Annotated in this window: 21 protein-coding genes; all 21 read right to left on the bottom strand. The window is 47.3% G+C overall.

Features of this window, described 5'->3' with window-relative positions; translation table 11 throughout:
• Nucleotides 1-68 precede the first annotated feature (68 nt).
• Nucleotides 69-1,094 (bottom strand): glycosyltransferase, encoded by a 1,026-nt coding sequence (locus BSZ32_RS05915; protein WP_105042582.1) that lies wholly within the window; start codon nt 1,092-1,094, stop codon nt 69-71.
• Nucleotides 1,095-1,373: 279 nt separating this feature from the next.
• Nucleotides 1,374-2,273 (bottom strand): glycosyltransferase family 4 protein, encoded by a 900-nt coding sequence (locus tag BSZ32_RS19650; RefSeq protein WP_338066234.1) that lies wholly within the window; start codon nt 2,271-2,273, stop codon nt 1,374-1,376.
• The gene (locus tag BSZ32_RS19655; protein WP_240610572.1) at nt 2,242-2,526 is read right to left on the bottom strand and encodes a hypothetical protein; all 285 of its coding nucleotides are present in this window, start codon (nt 2,524-2,526) and stop codon (nt 2,242-2,244) included. The genes BSZ32_RS19650 and BSZ32_RS19655 overlap by 32 nt, the downstream gene beginning before the upstream one ends.
• Nucleotides 2,527-2,810: 284 nt before the next feature.
• Nucleotides 2,811-3,605 (bottom strand): FkbM family methyltransferase, encoded by a 795-nt coding sequence (locus BSZ32_RS05930; RefSeq protein WP_206018736.1) that lies wholly within the window; start codon nt 3,603-3,605, stop codon nt 2,811-2,813.
• A 259-nt stretch (nt 3,606-3,864) separates the two neighbouring features.
• Nucleotides 3,865-4,893, bottom strand: coding sequence for a glycosyltransferase (locus BSZ32_RS05935; RefSeq protein WP_105042586.1), 1,029 nt, complete (start codon nt 4,891-4,893; stop codon nt 3,865-3,867).
• A 58-nt stretch (nt 4,894-4,951) separates the two neighbouring features.
• Nucleotides 4,952-6,346: a hypothetical protein gene (locus tag BSZ32_RS05940; RefSeq protein ID WP_105042587.1), complete on the bottom strand. Its 1,395-nt coding sequence runs from the start codon at nt 6,344-6,346 to the stop codon at nt 4,952-4,954.
• A 38-nt stretch (nt 6,347-6,384) separates the two neighbouring features.
• Entirely contained in the window at nt 6,385-7,245 is an 861-nt protein-coding gene (locus BSZ32_RS05945; RefSeq protein ID WP_105042588.1) for an N-acetylneuraminate synthase family protein, read from the bottom strand.
• 52 nt (nt 7,246-7,297) lie between these two features.
• Nucleotides 7,298-8,467: an acylneuraminate cytidylyltransferase gene (locus BSZ32_RS05950; protein WP_165788675.1), complete on the bottom strand. Its 1,170-nt coding sequence runs from the start codon at nt 8,465-8,467 to the stop codon at nt 7,298-7,300.
• Nucleotides 8,464-9,243: an FkbM family methyltransferase gene (locus BSZ32_RS05955; protein ID WP_105042590.1), complete on the bottom strand. Its 780-nt coding sequence runs from the start codon at nt 9,241-9,243 to the stop codon at nt 8,464-8,466. Before BSZ32_RS05955 ends, BSZ32_RS05950 begins: the two co-directional genes overlap by 4 nt.
• Complete coding sequence (locus tag BSZ32_RS05960; protein WP_105042591.1) at nt 9,244-10,113, bottom strand: class I SAM-dependent methyltransferase; 870 nt, start codon at nt 10,111-10,113, stop codon at nt 9,244-9,246.
• Nucleotides 10,106-11,482, bottom strand: a complete 1,377-nt coding sequence (locus BSZ32_RS05965; protein ID WP_105042592.1) for a polysaccharide biosynthesis protein — start codon at nt 11,480-11,482, stop codon at nt 10,106-10,108. The genes BSZ32_RS05960 and BSZ32_RS05965 overlap by 8 nt, the downstream gene beginning before the upstream one ends.
• A 29-nt stretch (nt 11,483-11,511) precedes the next feature.
• Nucleotides 11,512-13,005 carry a hypothetical protein gene (locus BSZ32_RS05970; RefSeq protein WP_105042593.1) on the bottom strand — a complete coding sequence of 498 codons (1,494 nt, stop codon included), beginning with the start codon at nt 13,003-13,005 and terminating at the stop codon, nt 11,512-11,514.
• Nucleotides 12,989-13,210: a WecB/TagA/CpsF family glycosyltransferase gene (locus BSZ32_RS20295; protein ID WP_105042594.1), complete on the bottom strand. Its 222-nt coding sequence runs from the start codon at nt 13,208-13,210 to the stop codon at nt 12,989-12,991. The genes BSZ32_RS05970 and BSZ32_RS20295 overlap by 17 nt, the downstream gene beginning before the upstream one ends.
• Nucleotides 13,211-13,469: 259 nt before the next feature.
• On the bottom strand, nt 13,470-13,724 hold the full coding sequence (locus BSZ32_RS20300) for a WecB/TagA/CpsF family glycosyltransferase (protein ID WP_105042595.1): 255 nt from the start codon (nt 13,722-13,724) through the stop codon (nt 13,470-13,472).
• Nucleotides 13,697-13,945 carry a WecB/TagA/CpsF family glycosyltransferase gene (locus BSZ32_RS20545; RefSeq protein ID WP_105042596.1) on the bottom strand — a complete coding sequence of 83 codons (249 nt, stop codon included), beginning with the start codon at nt 13,943-13,945 and terminating at the stop codon, nt 13,697-13,699. The genes BSZ32_RS20300 and BSZ32_RS20545 overlap by 28 nt, the downstream gene beginning before the upstream one ends.
• A 38-nt stretch (nt 13,946-13,983) precedes the next feature.
• Nucleotides 13,984-14,739: a WecB/TagA/CpsF family glycosyltransferase gene (locus BSZ32_RS05990; protein WP_129589616.1), complete on the bottom strand. Its 756-nt coding sequence runs from the start codon at nt 14,737-14,739 to the stop codon at nt 13,984-13,986.
• A gap of 2 nt (nt 14,740-14,741) precedes the next feature.
• The gene (locus BSZ32_RS05995) at nt 14,742-15,803 is read right to left on the bottom strand and encodes an NAD-dependent epimerase/dehydratase family protein (protein ID WP_105042598.1); all 1,062 of its coding nucleotides are present in this window, start codon (nt 15,801-15,803) and stop codon (nt 14,742-14,744) included.
• A 254-nt stretch (nt 15,804-16,057) separates the two neighbouring features.
• Nucleotides 16,058-17,041 (bottom strand): GDP-L-fucose synthase family protein, encoded by a 984-nt coding sequence (locus tag BSZ32_RS06000; protein WP_105042599.1) that lies wholly within the window; start codon nt 17,039-17,041, stop codon nt 16,058-16,060.
• A gap of 123 nt (nt 17,042-17,164) precedes the next feature.
• Nucleotides 17,165-17,530 (bottom strand): four helix bundle protein, encoded by a 366-nt coding sequence (locus BSZ32_RS06005; RefSeq protein ID WP_105042600.1) that lies wholly within the window; start codon nt 17,528-17,530, stop codon nt 17,165-17,167.
• An 83-nt stretch (nt 17,531-17,613) separates the two neighbouring features.
• Entirely contained in the window at nt 17,614-18,729 is a 1,116-nt protein-coding gene (gmd, locus tag BSZ32_RS06010) for a GDP-mannose 4,6-dehydratase (protein WP_105042601.1), read from the bottom strand.
• Nucleotides 18,730-19,291: 562 nt separating this feature from the next.
• The gene (locus BSZ32_RS06015) at nt 19,292-20,224 is read right to left on the bottom strand and encodes a UDP-glucuronic acid decarboxylase family protein (protein WP_105042602.1); all 933 of its coding nucleotides are present in this window, start codon (nt 20,222-20,224) and stop codon (nt 19,292-19,294) included.
• Between the last annotated feature and the right edge of the window lie 454 nt (nt 20,225-20,678).

Consider the following 20,678-nt stretch of genomic DNA (forward strand, 5'->3'; position numbering starts at 1 on the left):
TAGCATTTAATTTGAACGAAACCTTGAATTTCCAATTCAACATGGACCTGCGCCGTTCTAGTTAGTGGTTAAGAAGATGGAGTTTGGAGTATTCCCTCGTAAGTTGCAACCAATTGGCGAGCTACATCGTTCCAAGAATAAAGACTGATGTCTGGTGCTTTGAGCGATGGGATAGAGTCGTAAAACGTTTTTAATCGCAGAGTGTTCTCATCTATCTTTCCTGGAAGAAGATAACTGGCTTGGTCACCGAACAACTCGCGACTCCATGGCTGATCAGGGATCAATATAGGAATTCCACAGGCGATGGCTTCATGGGCAGATAAACACCAATTCTCATAGTCACTATAGAGTATATAGCCCTTGGATTGCTTCAGCAATCGAACCATCTCATCCACACTTTCGGTATGAGGGGTATGCATCACATACTTGTCATCGATCAAGGCTTTGAAACTTTTCCAGTAAGCCCCATCCTCATCGTAAGGTTTACCTATAAAATGGACCGGCACTTTGGCAGCTTTGGCCATTGTTGCCAATTCTAGGGAGCGCTTGCGTTCAGTGATCGTGCCTGTCGTGATAAGACTGTCGCTTAATTGTTCCCCGTGACTAGCCTTGAGAAAATGCTGAGATAGTCCAAGTGGTATGAGTTTTATTTTTTCATCTGGGACCGAATATACCTTACGTAACACATCAGCCTCCACATTTAGTCCGACTATGTTGAGGTCGCAGGCTTTGTATGAACTCCACTTGAGTTGGGAGCGAATCGCTCCCCATGGTGGTATTGCTGGTATTTTCAACAGGGCTGACACCATAAGTCCCTGTATACGGAGGTTCTCTGGAGACCTGTTGCAAGTCTCAGTAAACAAAGTGGTATTAATCACCGGTATGCGTTTAGCTCGAGCAAAATCAATGTAGGCCTTACTTGGTGTCCCAAAAACGTGAATTAAGTCACCATGTTGATGGCTATCCCACCAGCGAGCGTATTCAACGTCAACTCCGATTTCACGCAATGCATTCACAGTTTCCACAACCTGGGTTGTTGCTCCACCGTGAGCTAGAGAAAATGGGAGGCCTGAGGAATCGATAAGAACTTTCATGAGTGATGTGCGGGAATTATAAGTCGGGTAAAGAGTATGGAAAACCGCGTGAATAACTGCTTTTCCTCAAGAAGCCTTCGATAAAGTATCTTTTGAAATGCTGCAAGTCTAGCTCGCGATACTATTATATAGCTCTGTGAAAGTTTCAAACGGTTCCCTGTCATTGGAGCCAACATGAACGCCTCCAGTCAGGCTTTCATATTACGGTCCGTCACGAGACAAAAAGCAGGAAAATCCAAGATCAGACATCTGTGGGTCGAATTTCTAGTGATCGTAGACTCATGATAGACGTTTATTAGATCGAGCCTCTTTATAGATTTCTATATGGCGCTCAGCGATGACTCTGGGGTGATAAAGACTGGCCATCCTTTCCTTCAAAGAGTCCGACCGAGGAGCTCCGCTTTCAATCCACAAGCGTACTTGTTCCATAAGATTACAGATATCCGAATCAAGTTCAGCTTCATCAATCATGCATGCGATATCACGGACGCCTCCGACATTGGACCCGAAAAATTTGAGCCCCCTTGCCATAGCTTCCGCGACAACCAGCCCAAATGCCTCTTCCGAAGGGCAGTGGATCATTGCATGAGACTGGTCCATCAATTCAATGAGTCCGTGAACATCAAGAAAGCCAACATGAGTGGCATAACCTGCTTCTTCCGCTCGTTGAAGTTCTTCATGGAAGTCCTTCCCATAAGAGCTCGAGGTGGACAATTCGCCAGCGAATAACATTTTGAATCGGTAACCCTGCTGCCATAAGAGCCTGATTTCTATGAGTACTTCAAGCTGACACTTCCATGGAGTGATTGTACCCACATTTAGAATTTGAGGAACTTCTCCTCTCGAGAGAGAATTACTCACTTGAAAGAACTCCGACTGGATTGCATTTGGTACTCTCCATGTGCGGCGAGCTCGGGGGCTAACAAGGTCTTCCGTATAAGCGGAGTTACAGATCACTCCCGCGGTACGTCGGAGACAAAACGACTCCAGTACTGATATCATTTTGTAATAGCGACTAGCTCGCAACTCTGGACGAAGTGCAAGAGCCCTCATATTCCCGTGAATGGTAAGGACGTTTGGGTACCCTGAAAAAACCGCGCTCATTGCGCAGTCCCGTTCAGTGCCCTGGCCATGGACGATATCGGGTCTAATCTCTCGTATCTGCCTTCTTACTGCCATGGCACAGCCAGCAAAGGCGGACCTCCCCCAGCCGAGATGAGGAACGATGCTGGTAAAAGAAGATGTTAGGCGCCAGCTTCGCGGGGGCATTCATTTTTCTTTTCGAGCACGATATCACGTGGACTTCAACTTCTTCAGGTAGCAATGCCATCCCTGCGAGAAGCGCTGTCGGAGCCGTGCCGAAAAATGGCATTTCCAGATCGTAGCGCTTCTGCTGCTCGCGGTTGTCGGTGGTGAGTAAGGCGATTTTCATTCGAATTCGATGCGGTGATCGTAGGAAGCGAGCCTGTGAGCAGCTCTTCTAAGAACGTGTGAAGACACGCTTTAATGACTGTTTTAACACCCACGCCCATAGCTCGATGCTTTGTGAATGTAGACGCGGCAAACAATAGGTGATTAACCAAAACCAATCGTGAAGCGTGGTTTTGCAGGGCCGCTAATTTTGCGGACGGCTGATGTATGCCATACCTGATGGTCGCCGATGCGAATGAACTGCTTGTAGTGACGTATTGCAGCTGAATCCGCTAGACAGACCTATTAGCGAATTTGTTTGATTTCGGAGAACGCTATGTAGTGGATGCCTGCATCAAGCTTGTCTGCTGGGATCAGCAAAAAGTCTTTTATTGATCTTGGTCTATTGAAGTCGTCGCCTTTTATCTCGAAAAGCCCCTCGCGGGTTACGGCAAAACTTCGGTAACCCAGTTTCCTGACTAGGGCAACGGTTTCAACATTGCCATGCTCTCGAGGTAGGATTTCGCAGAGGATAAATGGTGAATTCTTAGTGATGAATTCACTGGCACCGCGTAGAACAGCAGCCTCAAAATCTTCGACATCAATTTTCATAAAACAGCACCCGATCTGTTTTTTGTAGCCTTCCATGAATTGATCGATCGAAACACACTCGATATCGATGAGCCTCATCTCATTGCTTGATGCCTGCCAAGAGTCGGGGCGCAACGTTGCTGTTTGCTCTTCTTCGAGAGCGTTTTCAGGGCATGGTAAGTAGATCTGCTGGGTTGTGTTCGTGTCTCCGCATCCAATGTTGTGCGCCAGTGTCACATCAAGGCCATTCGCCCTATGAAACGCTATGTTTTTTCTGAAAATATCAGGAATAGGCTCAAAGGCGTGTACGGTAATTTGAGGATACTTGAGCTTTGCAAAGACAGAATAGATGCCAATGTTGGATCCTACATCTAGAAACGTGTCCGCGCCATCAAGCAATGTATCGATAACGATACTAGTTTCTCTCTCGTATGCTTCAGGCCCTTTCCAGAATAGGGCATCTGAGTAGAGGAAGCCGGTCTTCGGTGGAAATTTAAGTAATTGTCCCAAGAAGGAAACTTCCGCGCCGTCAATTGATATACGTTTTGCGGTGCGATCTAGATACCACTGACACAGGTGCCGAGTTTTTTGAATTAGCCCTAGGAAGGGTCTGAGGGGGTGGGTGCGATTTACTATGAGTTGTTTCATGCTTCCGTGAATTTTTTTATAATCGCTATAGATAGCTGCTGGATTTTTGAGCTGCTGAAATTGATTCATCAGTTCTTGCTGGAAGCGCGCTCATCACGAAGTAGAGATATTAGTATGTCTTTCAACTGAGTAGAACTTTCGTATATAAAAGTCCCTTTAGGAGCTGGGTGTGGATCATAAAACCATTCAGGTATATGATAGGTTTTCCGTAACGCACAGCTTCCTCGTATGATCCAGTTATATGATTAGAGATATGATAATCTATCAAGTTTTTCCTTGAAAAGCATTTATTTAAAAATGAATTGTTGCGATTTAATGGAGCTAGCAGGCAGTCGCATCGACTGATGATTTCACCAAATGTTTCATCTTCAATATAGTGGTCAAAATAAGTGATTATCTTAGGATGGCGTAAATTGGCCTGATCGGCTAGATGTTTGATTTTAGATCCATAGATGGTTGTGTCTAGGCGACCTAGCATTATGAGATTGATTTTATGGCCTGACTCGTTCAGAGCGTAAATCAACTGTATTGATCGAGTGTAATCCTTGCATTCATTTACTCGACCGCTAATGACAATGGTAAGTGCATGATCATGATTTTTCTCATTAAAAACCTGATCTACTTGACGTATTGGAATTACGACTACTGGTTTGGAAGTGTGTGTTTTTGCAAACACAAGCATCTCTGGAGACAAGACATAATAACCATCAGCCGCCTGAACATATGTAGTCCATTTTTTTCTTCTGCGTGTTTTTCTTCCTCTCCAAGGAGGCACCCAATCGAGATTGAAATCAACTTTCAATTCATGGAGGACCCAGTTTAGTGACCCGGTATATCGCGAGTAATCAAAGTCACATATTGTCGGCGCTTCAGTTCCAATCAACGTTCCAACTTCTAATTTGTTTGCTAGATCCAACGCTTGATTGTAAAATGAACTTTGATTGCCTTCCAATATATGTATCTGCTCTAATAGATGGTGTTTCGCCCATAACTTTTCAGTATTTTTGTAAACTTGAGGACTTAAAAAAAGTATCAGATTACGGCATGAGGGCGCAACCATTTCATACAACAGGATTAAAACCTCCTCATGATAGGAATGACAAAGCAAGCCTATTGAGGTGTGAGATTGCATGACTGTATACGTATCCATTTATTAAGACATTTTGAATGATGCCACTGCGCACTTAGACGTTTGACTCGGATGTGGTCTACGATGTCAATTCAAGCCTCTCGGCCCATGGCGTTTGTGTGTCACCAATCATGCCAAGTTTTTTCAGTTTCGATTCTGGAACCATCACAGGTGCATCCCACCCGCCACATTTCCAGTCCTGAAGGTGATTTTTCCAGTCACCAACTTGTTGGACAAGAGTGCCGATCCCGTAATCCCGCAGTGCCTGAGATGCCTCATATTTTTCAGGTGTAGAGCAGGTCCAGAAGACCCCCCTACCGCATACAGCAGCTTCCATGCTCACAGTTGACCATGACGAGGCAATTGCATCACACCAGCGAAGGTCTTCTTCTAGTCCAGCATCGCTGGGTTCGACGAAGTCGAGCCCTAAAGTCTTTAAATCCTGAATAGCGGTTTCACGGTCTTCTCGTGGATGAAGACGGAAGCGAACTTCTGCAGCAGCATTAAGCCCAGAGAGAATCTTCCAATCTTGCATACGAAGTTCACGACTATAATCGCATTCGATCGGTTGAGAGAAAAAGGCGATGCGAGGCCGACGAGGTGAGGTAGAAGTTTCTTGTAAGCCTACAGATGCAAGTGTGCTTTCCAGGCGAGGGTGCCCAATGGTCCACAGCTTTATACTCGGATCGACTCTTTCACGAAACCACTGCTCATCCACTTTAGAAAACAATACAAGATCGGTGGCCATGGTAATCTGGTAGATGGGTAACGACTGGCCATGCATGACGTGGATCACTCGCGTGCCGGAATCTCTGGCCCATTGCACCCATGCTTTTGATTCGGGATTCAATTCAAACGTTAGAAATATGGCCTGATGAGGGCAGAGATTTTTTCTTAGACTGGTTAATACCAGCTGCTGTGTGAGGACAAATTCGGCCATTCTAGCCGTGAAATCCGCTGGTATATATTTATTGGTCGAATTTGTAACAAGTGTGACGATACTGTGGATTCTACGGGCGGTCGTAACGGCACCTTTTAGTGCCCGGAGGGACGCCCTGCATCCAAGGATCGAGAGACTATTCATAAGCTCCAAGGGTTCGCCTTCACGCCCATAGAGTAAACGACTCGTCAATGGGACTTGATCCAGAATTGGAGCTAAACTACCCCCGTGTGCCGGCGTGTCGAGAAACCGAAATCCGTACGATGGACTTTGAGGTGATGATTCTGTGTTTGGGGTTTCCGCCTTGGTGCTCAATTGAACCGCGATCAGTTTTTTCAAGATTGAGAGGGTCCAGATAAACCACCCGAATTTGAACCGTTTTTCTACCCCCGCCTCTCGTGGTAGAAGTAGGTGGAATATCGCATCCGATAGGTAGAGCAATCTTGGATCTTTGGAGATCATCGTAAAGTTGGCCAAAAACTCCTGGAAGTCATCATAGCCATAGCTTTGAAGGTGTTTACCGTTTTTTCGCATGAGCGATCAGGATATTCTAAATGGTTGGAAAAAAATACTCAGATTTTCAACTTCGCTCTTTGCACCGCTTCGACTTCGAGAATTTCTGTTGGTTTGTAAGCCAAAGACTTATTGACGTTTCGGAGGTCACGGGCGAGACGTCGCATCCCATCGGGCTCAAGACTCGCTGCGTGGTCAGTGCCTTTCCAGGTACGGTCCATGGTGAAGTGGCGTTCAAAAACCTCTGCACCAAGGGCAAGTGCGCCTATGTCTGCTGCGATGCCAAGATGGTGGCCGCTGAAGCCGATCTTTTTCACCCGGTTGCCATAGGATTCGCGGAGGCGGGTGATTTCCCGGAGGCAAATATCTTCAAAAGCAACAGGATAGCCGGAAGTGCAGCTATAGAGCACAAGGTCTTTATTGCGGCCGTGCTTTTCAAAGCGTTCGACAATGGCCAACTCCTCGGCCTGGGTGGTCATGCCTACCGATAGGTGAATCTCACCGTTGTAATTCCTACAGAGGTAATCGAGGATCTCACTATTCAAGTTGGTGGCGGAAGGGATCTTGATGAACTTAGGCTCCAGAGAAACAATTTCACGGGCCGAGGTCATGTCCCAAACGGAGGTTGCATAGACGAGTCCTAGCTCCTCACACCATTCTTTGAGTTCGCGATTTTGATCAAGCGAGAGTTCCAGGGCTTCACGGTGCTCGCCGTAGGTATTCCCGTAAGAGTTTGCGGGATTCGGGTGGGGAGAGTTGTATTGCTCCTCACTCAGAAGTTCCTTGGAGTGTCGCTTCTGGAATTTCACAGCATCGACCTTGCAGAACAAGGCTGCGGTGGTGATGAGTTCTTTGGCGATCGCCATGTCGCCTTTGTGGTTACAGCCGATTTCGGCGATTAGGAATGGTGGTGTATTCATAGTTAAGTTGTCTGTGTTGTGTTCATAGTTAAGTTGTGTCGTAGTTGCTCCATCATCGGGAACCATTTAAAATAAGATCACACAGCTCTCTCACTGCTCCTTTGCCTCCGGGCATTTCGAGCACGATGAGTGCGTGTTGTTTGGCTTCCGAATATGCGTCTGCGACGACGACAGGGCAGCCGACGATATCTAGGCAACCAGTATCGTTGATGTCGTTCCCTAGGTAAACAGTATTCTCTGGATTGATTTGCTCTTCTTTAAGCCATTGTCTGAGACGGGCCGCTTTGTCGGATTGGCCGTGGATGCATTCGATTTTTAGCTTGCTACATCGGGCCGCCACGACAGGATTTTCTTCAGTCGATAATACCAATAGGCGAATACCTGATTCACGCAGCTTTGAGATTCCCATACCGTCGGAGCGATCGCATGCAACCGATTCGTTGCCGTGTTGATCAGTCGTGACTCGGTTGTCGGTCATGACTCCATCGAAATCGAAGATTACCGCTTCAATTTTAGAAGGAAGCAATTGGAATTTTTCCATACTGATCCGGTTTCCCAGCAGGATTTCAGCAACGGCAAAATCTGTAGGGCTATCAACCTCCCAAGAACGCTCTTCAGGCATCTCGTGAACAACCGTCTTGCCGAAGAATCGATGTTTGTTTTTCAGGAAGCCCTCCGTACGCATGGCGTAAATCGCACCGTTTTCGGAGTATTCAGGATCGCAGTCCTGACGGCGGAGGCGGATCCGAGAATCGTGATTGACGCCAGCGGCATTGCCATTGTCATCGGGACGCCACAAAAAACGATGAGACGGCGTAGCAGAAAATGCAGAGTCCGCTTGAGAGCCCTCCATCGTCTCCATAATTGCGCGGATATCCTGAGCTGCGGTGAGTGGTGAGGTACATTGAAGGAAGAGGAATTTCTCGGGCAGCGAGCCATTCTGTTCGCAAATTTCCTGCAAGGCATGAATGAGAGCATCTTCAGAGCTACTATTATCCTCGGCTAATTGCGCGGGCCGCATGATCACACGAGCCCCATATGTAATGGCTACCTTGGCGATCTCTGTGTCGTCCGTTGTTACGAACACAGAATCTCCGCCGTAGGCTTCCACGGCTGCCATAACGTTCCACGCGAGTAAGGGCCGTCCGCAAAGCGGCAACACGTTCTTACGAGGTAAACCTTTGGAGCCACCTCGGGCAGGAATGATACAGATAGGTTTCATTGGCGTTTCCATACCTCAACTAGCCCCATAGATTCGAGACATTCGAATCTAAGAGCTTTAAGTAGTTTTTTGACTTCCCGCACAGCTTCTTCTCCGATTATGAAAGGATGCATCTCGATTATCATCATTCTCAAGTCAGAACAATTTTCAATAGTGGAGAAATTTTCTGTGATGAAATTGAGCTCCCCACCCTCAATATCCATGACGATAACAGAGGGTGAAAAATGATGCTTAGAGCACGACTCCGTAAAGCTAATGACAGGTACAGTCACTCGCTTACCCGTGGTCGTATTTGCGCTACCGCTTACGATAAACTTTTCTATCCGAAAGGAGCCGTCGCTGGAGTCACTCAACATGGCATGTTCAATTGTGAATTGCGCGCTATTCAGTGATTTATTCTTTTCTAGCCATGGTATTAGTAATGGATTAGCCTCTACAACGACGTGCCGTTGCTTGTCATCCAATAATTCGTTACAGACACAGGAAACCACACCAATACACGCGCCAAGCTCCAGAATTGAGTCACTCGGTTTAATATGCTTTAATGCTAGCTCACGTTCTTGAATTTCATAAACGTCGAAAAAGAAGCGTGATCTAAATCCCATTGGCATCATGTCCTTCGGGAGTTTAAAACTTAATCCAGACGTTTTATAGTCGGAATTTATTACAGACCACATCCAGCCAAAGAATGGGCTATCGTAGTGCCTAGCGGACCAATGCCGATCAATAAATTGTCGTATTTTAATGCGTAGGGCCAGTGGTATGAGGGACTTCATCTATGAATATGGGTTAACTGCTATAGTTTGAATATAAATTCGTTTTTCGTTTTTAGGTCTGACAAGGTAATCGGGTAAAGCTGATTTCGGTTTACGCATTTTTGAACAATATTTTCTCAATTTACGAACTACTCTATTTCTTGGTCTGCGCAACGACATGTGTTTCTTAACTGACATCCCACATACACTGGATGACACCCCCTCAAATCCTGCTGCAGTGAGTATCTGTTCTAGTGATTTCGGGCTAAAGTAATTAACGTGACCTAGTCCTCGCACACCCCATTTGATTTGCTTTTTCACCCACTCATCAGTTTCGTTAGGAACCTCCAGAAAAAGAACCCCACCCGGAGCCATTACTCGACAACGAAGTTCAGACAAAAATCTCACCGGATTTGGAATATGCTCAAAAACATGGCTCATTACTATTAGATCGTTCTCAGGTAATTTATTTTCAGACACAAAATGAGAGTTGCTAATTTCAATGGACTCAGATCGCTTATGATTAAGTGCGTGAGACGCCATCATTGAATCGGTTTCATAGCCCACTAGAAACTTGGCATGAGGTTGAAGGGCATTCAACAATTCACCACAGCCACAACCAATGTCTAGCGCCTTTTCGAATTTTCGTCCTGCATTGTGTTTAATAATAAAATCTTTTTGTGCCTTTGCTCTGTGACGCATAAACGCAACATACGCTTCATCTGGTTCTTCCTTTCGAATTTCACGATATTCCTTCGTGTAGAATTTCTCTAGAGACACTTCTGATGGATAAGGAAATGTGCGATAAAAACCAGACTTCTCATCGAAGCGTACCCGACAATCCGGAAAGTCAGGATGTGGTCCAAGGTCATTTTTTTGTATATTATTCATGGTATGTGTCCGATTTTTGAACGAGAAGAGAATTTCTAATATTACCTCTCAACCTGACAGCTATGTAAGCAGGAACTATATGAACCAGGCAAAATATGAGGGGAATTGTCGAATCACCAAAGTTCTTATAAAGCAAAAGGCACCCAGATAAGAATACGAGTCCTACCGCTACATGGAGAAATGTGTACGGCTCTTGCCGTAACGCTCTAGTGTAGTGCATAGAAACTAACCAGAAGGAATAGAAAAACCAACCTACAGAAAAATAAGCTATATCAGTAATAGCAAGAAACCTGTTGCTCGCAGTTGGCCATATACTATTGAGCAATGGAAAAGCCACGACAAATGCTAGCAATCCGATAAAAGTTAATAGGACGTTTCTACGCGCGGCGCTTCTCCACGAAAACTCAAGCTCCTCCCATCGGTTCCCTGCGGCTAATGCCCCCCAATAAGGAATTTTGGTCGCGGTCCACGTATTGCTTATTCCACCAATCATCCGCACTACTTGGAAGGTCATTCCAATCTTTCCTGCCATAAGTGGACCTGAGATTTGGAAGGCTAGCGGAGCAATTCCCGATTCAAGAAAATAGCGGCTCATCCAAGTGAGGGCGATCCTCCATTGAAACCCCCATATATCTTCACGCCATGAAATGATATATTTTCCCGGTGGGCGAAGGACCTGCAATAGCAGTTTCCGCCAGCGGGTGGTGAGATAGACGATGGGAAAGACCAGATTAAACAGGGCCCCATAGACAACGACATAAATGCCAAAACCAAGGATTAGTCCAGTTGCTGTAACCGTGAATCCAACAAGAGTGGCCCAGAACCGGTAGGTGGCAACTTGCGCGACACGGTTGCAGCCTACCAAAAAGGCCCAGTAAGGTGTTAGGAGAAAACCAAGCCCCGAAGTGAAGCAGACCACAAACCATGGGATGTGCCAAGGAACGCCGTGACTGGACTTTGAAGAGAAGAACCAGTAGCCGCCGATAGAGAGGGCAACGGTTAAGACCGCGGCCATCGAGCAATAGTAGCGATTCGATTGGGCGAGAAGGGAGCGAAGGCGTGAGAGTGCTGCCGGATCGCCGGTGAGAGCGCCACTAGTATTGAAGCGCAGAGAGGCGAATTCTTTACTAGTGAACTGAGTGATACTCTGAGCGAAGCCAGCTTCTAGGAAGACTTGGAGTCCAATGACACCGGCGAAGCTGTAGAAGAAGCCTTGCTCCTCAGGAGTGAAATGCCTGATCATCAGGACCATCGTAATCGGCCCTGTGACGAAGCGAATCATCTGGGTGAGCGATGATGCTGCGATAGCGCGGTCCATGCCAAGCTTGGAGACCAATACTTGCTTCAGCTTATTAATGTATAATCGCATTTATATAGTTTAAAATAAGCCGAGCTCTATTAGGGTTCGATAGTGTGTTCGACTTCGAACGAGCTTCGGTTTCTCTCCAGCATTCTTATCAGCCCTATATTGATAAATATAATCCCAAATACTGATTTGACATCGCCAAAGATGAACAAGAAAAAAACAGGAAGCCACACCATAGGAATACAAAAGAACAACACCTCTCGAAAGTAGGCTTTCCCTCGAGAGTGTAAAATCAATCGATGCGCTCTATTCGCCACCATGATCAGAGCTATGATCACAAAAATTAAGCCGATATAGCCAATGACAGCAATCGTCGAGACTGGTCCCGAATGGTAATCTCCTGCTATCATCGCTCGTTCTTGAGACATCTCATCTGACAACACCGCAGCATAGGACATTTCTTCCATGTAAGCCAGGTTATCACGACGAATACCTAAACCATCACCGATCCATTTATTTTCGATGTAGACATCACCTAGAAGAGCCTCTTTCCACATTTCCAGTCGCCAATCAGTAGACGCATTTGCGTCTTCGATATGTAGTTCTTCCCAAGTACCTGGCAGGAACGATAATGAACGTTGAATACTTGCAGGTAAAGGAGTCATTAAATTCACCACGTTCAGCAGAAAGTAGAGTACACCACTAATGCATGTAGCCTTGATGACAGCTCGCATTCCACCCCAATAAAAAGTAGCCAATGCCAGAGTCAGCACCGTGGAAGCGATCACATTCCTGAAGCCACTGACCCCTGCTCCCACAAGAGAAGCTAGTAAAACAGCCGCCCACAGAGGATGGAATAATGCTCTCAGAGGACTAACAGAGGCAGCAAGCCACCTAGAACAAAAATGTGCTACTTTCGACCCACCTGAATTTCTTCCCGACCTTCCATTATCGACCTGCGTGATGGGATCTGCTAATTTACCATACACTCCGAAAACCCTGCCCGTGTAGCTGGCTATTGTCCCAGAAACATGGGCAGCCACGTGAATGCACGCCGAGAACCCCATGCTCAGCAAGCTCCACCAATAGAGTCGCTTGATCGTGGCCAAATTCGTTTGAGTGGACGCGAGCACCACCCCACCAATTAAGGCAATCACACAGTTGAAATAGGGTCTTCCTCCAACATACTCTGAACCAAACATATTGATTCCTACAGGATTCCTCATGTAGGCTTGTAAAATAAACAGACAGAGTAACATGGCGACCCACTCAAGTGAGGTCATTTGCAGTCGAATAGAAATCTTTCTGGTCACTAGCAATAGCACTGAGCATCCAATCACAAACAGCAACGCAAGTTCCCTAGAGGTGAACCCACCTGGAATAAAGGGGAAGCTCATGCTCAAACTGCTACCCACGAAAATCAGCATCCACACATTTTTTCCTAAGGCAAAGAACAAGCCAATTGCACCAAAAATGGCGATTGTTATACCAGCTAACTTGGGATCAGTGACCACCCATTGCCCTAAAAAAACAGCAATTAGTAATGCAGCAATGATCACTGCTATGTTTTTAATCCCTTGATTCATTTATTGTAGATTTGAATGGTTTTAGCATGAAATACCACACAAACAACCCATTGTAGGTAAAGTAGCGTTTGAACAACTTACGAGGTTCGGCGGCTAACCGGTAAAGCCATTCCATTCCGAATTTCTGAAAAATGGGCGGGGCTTGATCGACTTCACCAGCGTGGAAGGCGGGAGAAGTTTTCAGGCTGCAGTGTTCAGTTTTCAGTTTTCAGAACTGGGACGGTGGTTTACTCTCAGCTAGTTCACTAAAAATAAGTAGCTCAGTAACACTCAACGCCTAACTGAAAGAAAGTTAACCACTAATCGTGCAGGAAAGATCATTTTTTATGATTATTGAAGAGCTTTGACGACCACTGCTACTTTCCGAGTACCGAATACCAGACGAAAAGCGAGGGAAGTTTTCAGGCTGCAGTGTTCAGGTTTCAGAACTGGGTCAATGAAGCGCTCACTTCTCTTTTGTGCTTTCAGTTATTCAGCGAGTAGTAAACAAATAGGCTGTTATATGTAAAATACCTTCTAAAGAGGCGTCGCGGTTCTTTGCATAGTCGGTAGAGCCATTCCATTCCGAATTTCTGGAACAGGCCTGGGGCTTGGGGGATTTCACCGGCGTGGAAGGCGGGGGAAGTTTTCAGGCTGCAGTGTTCAGGTTTCAGAACTGGGACGATGAAGCGCTCACTTCTCTTTTGTGATTTCAGCTCCTCAGCGAGTAGTAAACAAATAGGCTGTTATAGGTAAAATACCTTCTAAAGAGGCGGCGTGGTTCTTTGCACATTCTGTAGAGCCACTCGAGGCCGAATTTCTGAAAAATGGGCGGCGCTTGATCGATTTCGCCGGCGTGGGAGGCGAAGGTGGCTCCTATGCCTAAGTAGCAGGTAGGTGGGAATTCGTGTTTGCTTTTGGCTATCGAGCGTTCTTGTTTTGGGCAGCCTAGACCGATCAAACTAGGTTGGCGCCCGAGTCTTTAATCTTTGATTGAATTTAAGCCTTATTTACAGATCGATATAAATCTCTGATAAACACCCAATTATAGTGGGTGTAGCGGTGCCAGAGGCGGCGGGGTTCGGCGGCTAGGCGATAGAGCCAGGTGAGGCCGAGGGGGCCTAGGAACTTTGGTGCGTCAGTCTTTGTGCCCGCATTGACATCGAAGGCGAAGCCAACTGCGAGCGCAGCGCCGACTTTGAGCTGTCCTTTGTGTTGGTTGATCCAAGCTTGTTGCTTTGGGGTTCCTAGGCCGACCCAGAGCACGTCTGCATTTGATTCATTGATGTCATCGACGATCCGCGGGTTGTCGGCGTCCTTGAAATAGCCATTGCGCGAACCCGCAATTTTCAGTTCTGGGTTTATTTTTTTAAGTTCTATCAGGAGCTTATCCAAACATTCTTGAGATGCTCCAAAGAAATAATGCGTCAGCATGGGGTCGCCATTACGTACGAAGTAATCGAGAAAGTCCGGTCCGTACACGCGTTCGTGTTGCCCCTTTTTACCACCTAGCCAGGATATTGCCCATGTGAGGACTTGGCTGTCTGAGACAAACCAGTCGACTGACGATGTAGTCGACTCAAAATCGGAGTCCTCGGAGCGCATCGCGACGATGTGAACATTGGTAAAGTCCACCGACAACGTACTGCCAGTGCTTGACTGGCAAACTTCTGTTATATCCTGCGTCAACTTGGCATGCGTTGTTAGCACACAAGGCGTGTTGATCACAGTGATGGATTTTTGTTCGACGCTCACGATTATTTCAGATTTGCAGCGCAGGCTGTGTAAATCTCAGAAAGAATATTATCGATCGAGTATTGGTACTTCCAATCCGGGTAGTGAGCTTGAAATTTACTCACATCGCTCACATACCAAATATGGTCGCCAACGCGGTTATCCTCGACGTAGGTGAAGTCGAGTTTGTTACCGGAGAGTCTTTCACCTATTTCAATGGCCTCAAGCATCGAGCAATTGGAGTGCCTGCTGCCACCGATGTTATACACTTCACCGCTGCGCGGAGTTTTGTAGAATTCCATGAACGCTGTAACTAAGTCATGGCTATGAATATTGTCTCTCACTTGCTTACCTTTATAGCCAAATATTCGATACGGTCGTTGTTCGACAATACACTTCATGAGGTATGCTAAAAACCCGTGAAGCTCAGTTCCTGCGTGCGCTGGTCCAGTGAGACAACCACCTCTAAATACGGCTGTCTTCATTCCAAAGTATTTGCCGTATTCTTGCACTAACACGTCAGCGGCGACCTTGCTGGCTCCAAATAGTGAATGCTTGGTCTGGTCGATAGACATCAATTCATCGATCCCTTTATGGTATGGATGAGACTCAGATATTTCCCAGCGTTTTTCTAACTCCACCAAAGGTAAACTATTTGGTGTGTCACCGTAGACTTTGTTTGTACTGGTGAAGATGAAAACAGCATCGGGACAATAGTTTCTTGCGGCCTCTAATAAATTGAGAGTTCCATTAGCGTTGACCGTGAAGTCCGTGATTGGCTCTTTAGCTGCCCAGTCGTGGGATGGTTGGGCTGCAGTATGAATCACTAGAGTAATATCAGCTCCGTACTCGGAAAATAATGCATTTATTTTATCTATGTCACGAATGTCTACCTTCTTTGGAGTGTAATTCGTCAGTGATTCGGTCAATGAAACTTGATTGCTCTCGGTGGATGCCTCACTGCCAAAAAAGTAGGCACGCATATCGTTATCAATCCCGATGACGGTAAATCCTTCTTTATCAAGGCGTTTACATGCTTCCGATCCTATGAGTCCGGCTGATCCAGTTACAATTGCTACAGGCATTTTATAAATATTTTAGAGTTAAGTAGTGGAGAAGTTGGGTAGTTCGGGAGTCTGGGAGTTCGGAAGCCATTATGTGAGCCGGGACTCTAGGTTGAGGTGAGTGTCGAAGGTCGGAAGGTCAAAGGTCGAGTTTCATCGCGTGGTCGCGATAGGTTTTCGTACGCTAAGCGGTGACTAGAGACGTTAGGTTTGTGGGAGTGTCGAAGGTCGGAAAGTCGAAGGTCTAGTGATATCGCGTGGTCGCGATAGAGGTTTTAGACTGCTCGGACTTCGTCCTTTGCGAGGGACTGTTTAAAATCTTGGTAGGCTAGGGCTAGGCCTTGTTCTAGGTCTACTTTGGGTTTCCAGCCAAGTTGGCGGAGCTTTGTGTTGTCCATGAGTTTGCGTGGGGTGCCGTCGGGTTTGCTGGGGTCGTTGAGGATTTCTCCTTTGAAGCCTACTGTTTTGGCAATTGATTGGGCTAGCTGCATAATGGAGACGTCGTCACCATAGCCGCAGTTTATCCAGTCGGCGGGTGATTCCTGCTGCATGATGTGGAAGCAGGCGCTGGCGAGGTCTTCTACGTAGAGGAATTCTCGTTTGGGTGTGCCGCTGCCCCAGATGGTGACGGAGTCGGCACCGGATTCTTTGGCTTGGTGGAAGCGGCGCAGCATGCCAGGGATGACGTGGGAGTTGTCTGGGTGGTAGTTATCGCCTGGTCCGTAGAGGTTGGTCGGCATGGCGGAATGGTATTTCACACCATATTGCTTTCGGTAGTACTGGCACAGCTTGAGCCCTGCAATTTTAGCAATAGCGTAGGCTTCATTGGTTGGCTCTAACTCGCTGGTCAGAAGGCAATCTTCAGGCATAGGCTGAGGTGCGAGCTTCGGGTAAATACAGGAACTTCCGAGGAAGAGTAATTGTGTGACGCCTGCTTGGTAAGAGCCTTCGATTGCGTTGGAGGCAATCATCAGATTCTTGTAAATGAACTCGGCAGGATAGGTGCTATTGGCGTGAATACCACCGACTTTTGCGGCGGCTACAATTACCTGATCTGGCTCGTGGTCTGCAATATATCTATGCGTCTCGGTCTGACAGCAAAGATCTAAGTCCTTGCTTCTAGGCGTCAGGATCTCACCGTAGCCGAGTTGCTTTGCCTGACGAACGAGGGCCGAGCCAACCATGCCGGTTGCTCCTAGGACGAGGAGGGTTGATTCTGGGAGTTTTGGAGTCGAGGAGTTGAGAAGTTGAGAAGTCATGGGGTGGAGTTGGGGGAGTTGGTGGAGTGGTGGAGTGGTGGAGTGGTGGAGTGTGGGAGTTGGAGTGTGGGAGTTGGAGTGTGGGAGTTGGGGAGTTGGGGAGTTGCCCGTACTTCCGCACTCCTACTTCTTCTTCAAAAGGTAACCTATCAGGCCTGAGATGACTTTTTTGATTTCTGTCGCTGCTTCGTAGAGCTCTTTGAACGTTTTGTCATCTAGATCGTGAACATCAGACATGATGTAGAGTTGGCTTTGAACTTCGCTTGCTGAGCGGTAGCTGTAGCGTAAGAATCGGATGAATTCAGCATTCGAGCCCGCATCAAATCCTTCTGCTATATTGTGCATAATCGAGCCTGACGCTCTACGAATTTGATCAATCAGACCAAAGTCTTTGTTGAGGGGAGGCTCTCCCGTCAGCTTATAAATCGAAGATGTCAATCCGCGCGCTTTCTTCCACGCAATCATATCCTCGAATCGTTCTACTTTCATCGGCTTATATTATAGGCTGTAAATCAACTTCCGAACTTCCGAACTTCCGAACTTCTCAACTTCTCAACTTCCGAACTCCAAAACTATTCAGTCGCGACTGAAACATCGTGTCCGTGAGATTTAAGAAGAGCGTGGCGTTTGGCTTGGTCTGTGTCGTAAGCGACCATTTCGGCGCACATTTCTTCGACGGTGATTTCGGGGACCCATCCGAGTTTTTCTTTGGCTTTTGTCGGATCGCCTAAAAGTGTCTCAACTTCTGCTGGGCGGAAGTAGCGTGGATCTACCTTTACGATAACATCACCAACATTCACTGAAGGTGCTTTAGCTGAGTCGACGGATACCACTGTGGCAGTTTCATCGACGCCTTCACCTTTGAACTCAAGCTCGATGCCGGCTTCTTTTGCTGAAAGTGTGACGAACTGGCGGACTGAAATTTGCTTACCGGTAGCGATCACGAAATCTTCTGGGGTGTCTTGCTGGAGCATCATCCACTGCATGCGCACGTAGTCTTTGGCATGTCCCCAGTCACGTAGGGCGTCCATGTTCCCTAGATAGAGGCACTTTTCTATGCCTTGAGAAATATTGGCTATCGCACGGGTGATCTTGCGGGTGACAAATGTTTCGCCGCGGCGTGGAGATTCGTGGTTAAAGAGGATGCCATTGCAGGCGTAAATACCGTAGGACTCACGGTAGTTTACCGCAATCCAGTAGGCATACATCTTGGCCACCGCGTAGGGTGAACGTGGATGGAATGGAGTTGTCTCAGTCTGAGGGATTTCTTGGACTTCTCCGTAGAGCTCTGAGGTTGATGCCTGGTAGAACTTTGTCTTCTTTTCAAAGCCCAGAAAGCGGATCGCTTCAAGTAATCTCAATGTTCCCAAGGCATCGACATCCGCAGTGTATTCTGGAACTTCGAATGAAACTGCTACGTGTGACTGAGCTCCTAGATTGTAGACCTCATCAGGTTCGACCTCTTTCATGATGCGAATGAGGTTAGATGAATCCGTTAGGTCTCCATAGTGGAGGTGGAACCTAGAATTTTCAATATGAGGGTCTTGGTAGATGTGATCAACACGAGCTGTATTAAAAAGCGAAGATCGGCGTTTGATTCCATGTACTTCGTAACCTTTTTCGAGAAGAAGTTCGGCTAGGTAGGAACCATCTTGGCCTGTGATTCCTGTAATGAGTGCTGTTTTCATGATGGAGTGGAGCCCCTGCGGGGTGTCATTGGTCAAAGGCCATTAGTCAAGGGGCTTGGACGATGAAGCAAGGTTGCGGGGAAGTTGGTGAGTTGGTGAGTTGGTGAGTTGGTGAGTTGGTGAGTTGGGGAGTTGGGGAGTTGGGGAGTGAAGCTGCGGGGTGTCATTGGTCAAAGGGCATTAGTCAAGGGGCTTGGACGATGAAGCAAGGTTGCGGGGGAGTTGGGGAGTGTGGGAGGCGCTAGAAATGCTGCCATCCAGATGAAACTTTTCTACCACGAATAGCACAAATCTCACGAATAAGCTGCTCGGTTGATGACACAAGCTCTACCGCGAAAGGGACGAAAATTTCGAAAGCTGCTTGTAGGATGAAGCGGATTTTTACCACAGAATTTACAGAAAGTACGGAATTGGGCTAAAGTTGCCAATCCGATGAAGCGGTAGAGAGAGGCTAAAGGAGAAAGTGATAAGTGAGGAGTGTTCAGTGTTCAGTGTTCAGAGCCTGGACGATGAAGCGGGTAGAAGAAGGGCCTTGGGTTGTGAAGCGACCGGGACGGTCGCGCTACTTACTTAATAGTTCACGGAAGTAGGCGATGGTGCGGTCTAGGCCTTCATCTAGGGAAACTGTGGGTTGCCAGTCGAGATGATTTTTGGCGAACGTGATGTCTGGCTGACGTTGCTTCGGGTCGTCGCCTGGAAGTGGGTGATAGGTCAGCTTGGTGGATCCACCAACCTTGGCGATCACCTTTTCTGCGAGCTCCAGCATGGTGAACTCATTTGGATTTCCAATATTGATTGGGCCAGTGACTTGGTCTTGATTCATCATGCGGCAGAAGCCTTCGATGAGGTCGTCGACGTAACAAAATGAACGGGTCTGTGTGCCATCGCCGTAGATAGTGATATCTTCGCCGCGGAGGGCCTGAGCGATAAAGTTAGAGACCACCCGACCGTCGTCTGGGTTCATGCGTGGCCCATAGGTGTTGAAGATGCGCACAATGCGGATATCGACTCCATTCTGGCGATGGTAGTCGAAGAAGAGAGTTTCTGCGACGCGTTTACCTTCATCGTAACAAGAGCGAATTCCGATAGGGTTGACGTTGCCCCAATAGCTTTCAGGCTGCGGGTGCACCGCTGGGTCGCCGTAGACCTCGGAAGTCGATGCCTGGAAAACGCGTGCTTTGACCCGCTTGGCGAGGCCAAGCGAGTTGATCGCACCCATGACCGAGGTCTTGGTGGTCTTGATCGGGTTGTGTTGGTAGTGCGGTGGTGAGGCTGGGCAGGCGAGGTTGTAAATTTGGTCGACTTCGAATTTGAACGGGTCGATCACGTCATGACGGATCAGTTCGAAGTTCGGGTTGGGCAATAAGTGCGCGATGTTGCGCTTAAAGCCGGTGAAGAAGTTGTCGAGACAAAGGACTTCGTGGCCTTCGTTGAGAAGACGTTCTGAGAGATGGGAGCCGAGGAAACCGGCTCCTCCTGTGATTAGAATGCGCATAGAAAAATTTGAGATTTATGATTTAAAATTTGTGATTGCCATGACGATGAAGCGGGGGGAGGAAGTGTTCAGTTGGCAGTGTTCAGAGTTTGTACGATGGAACGGGGAGGAAGGATAGAGGTGAAAGGAGAAAGGGCTTGGACGATGGAAGGGGCCCCTGCGGGGAGTCATTGGTCAAGGGTCAAGGGGCAAGGGGCTTGGACGATGAAGCAAGGTTGCGGGGGAGTTGGGGAGTGTCGAAGGTAGGAAGGTAGGAAGGTAGGAAGGTAGGAAGGTAGGAAGGTAGGAAGGTAGGAAGGTAGGAAGGTAGGTAGGTAGGTAGGTAGGTAGGTAGGTAGGTCAAAGGTCAAAGGTCAAAGGTCAAAGGTCTGATTAGATCGCGTGGTCGCGATGGTTGTTTTTTGAATTGAAGTCACCAGACTTCGTTGGTTTGACTTTCGACCTTGGACTTTTG

The organism is Rubritalea profundi (assembly GCF_002954445.1).
Classification (GTDB): Bacteria; Verrucomicrobiota; Verrucomicrobiia; order Verrucomicrobiales; family Akkermansiaceae; genus Rubritalea; species Rubritalea profundi.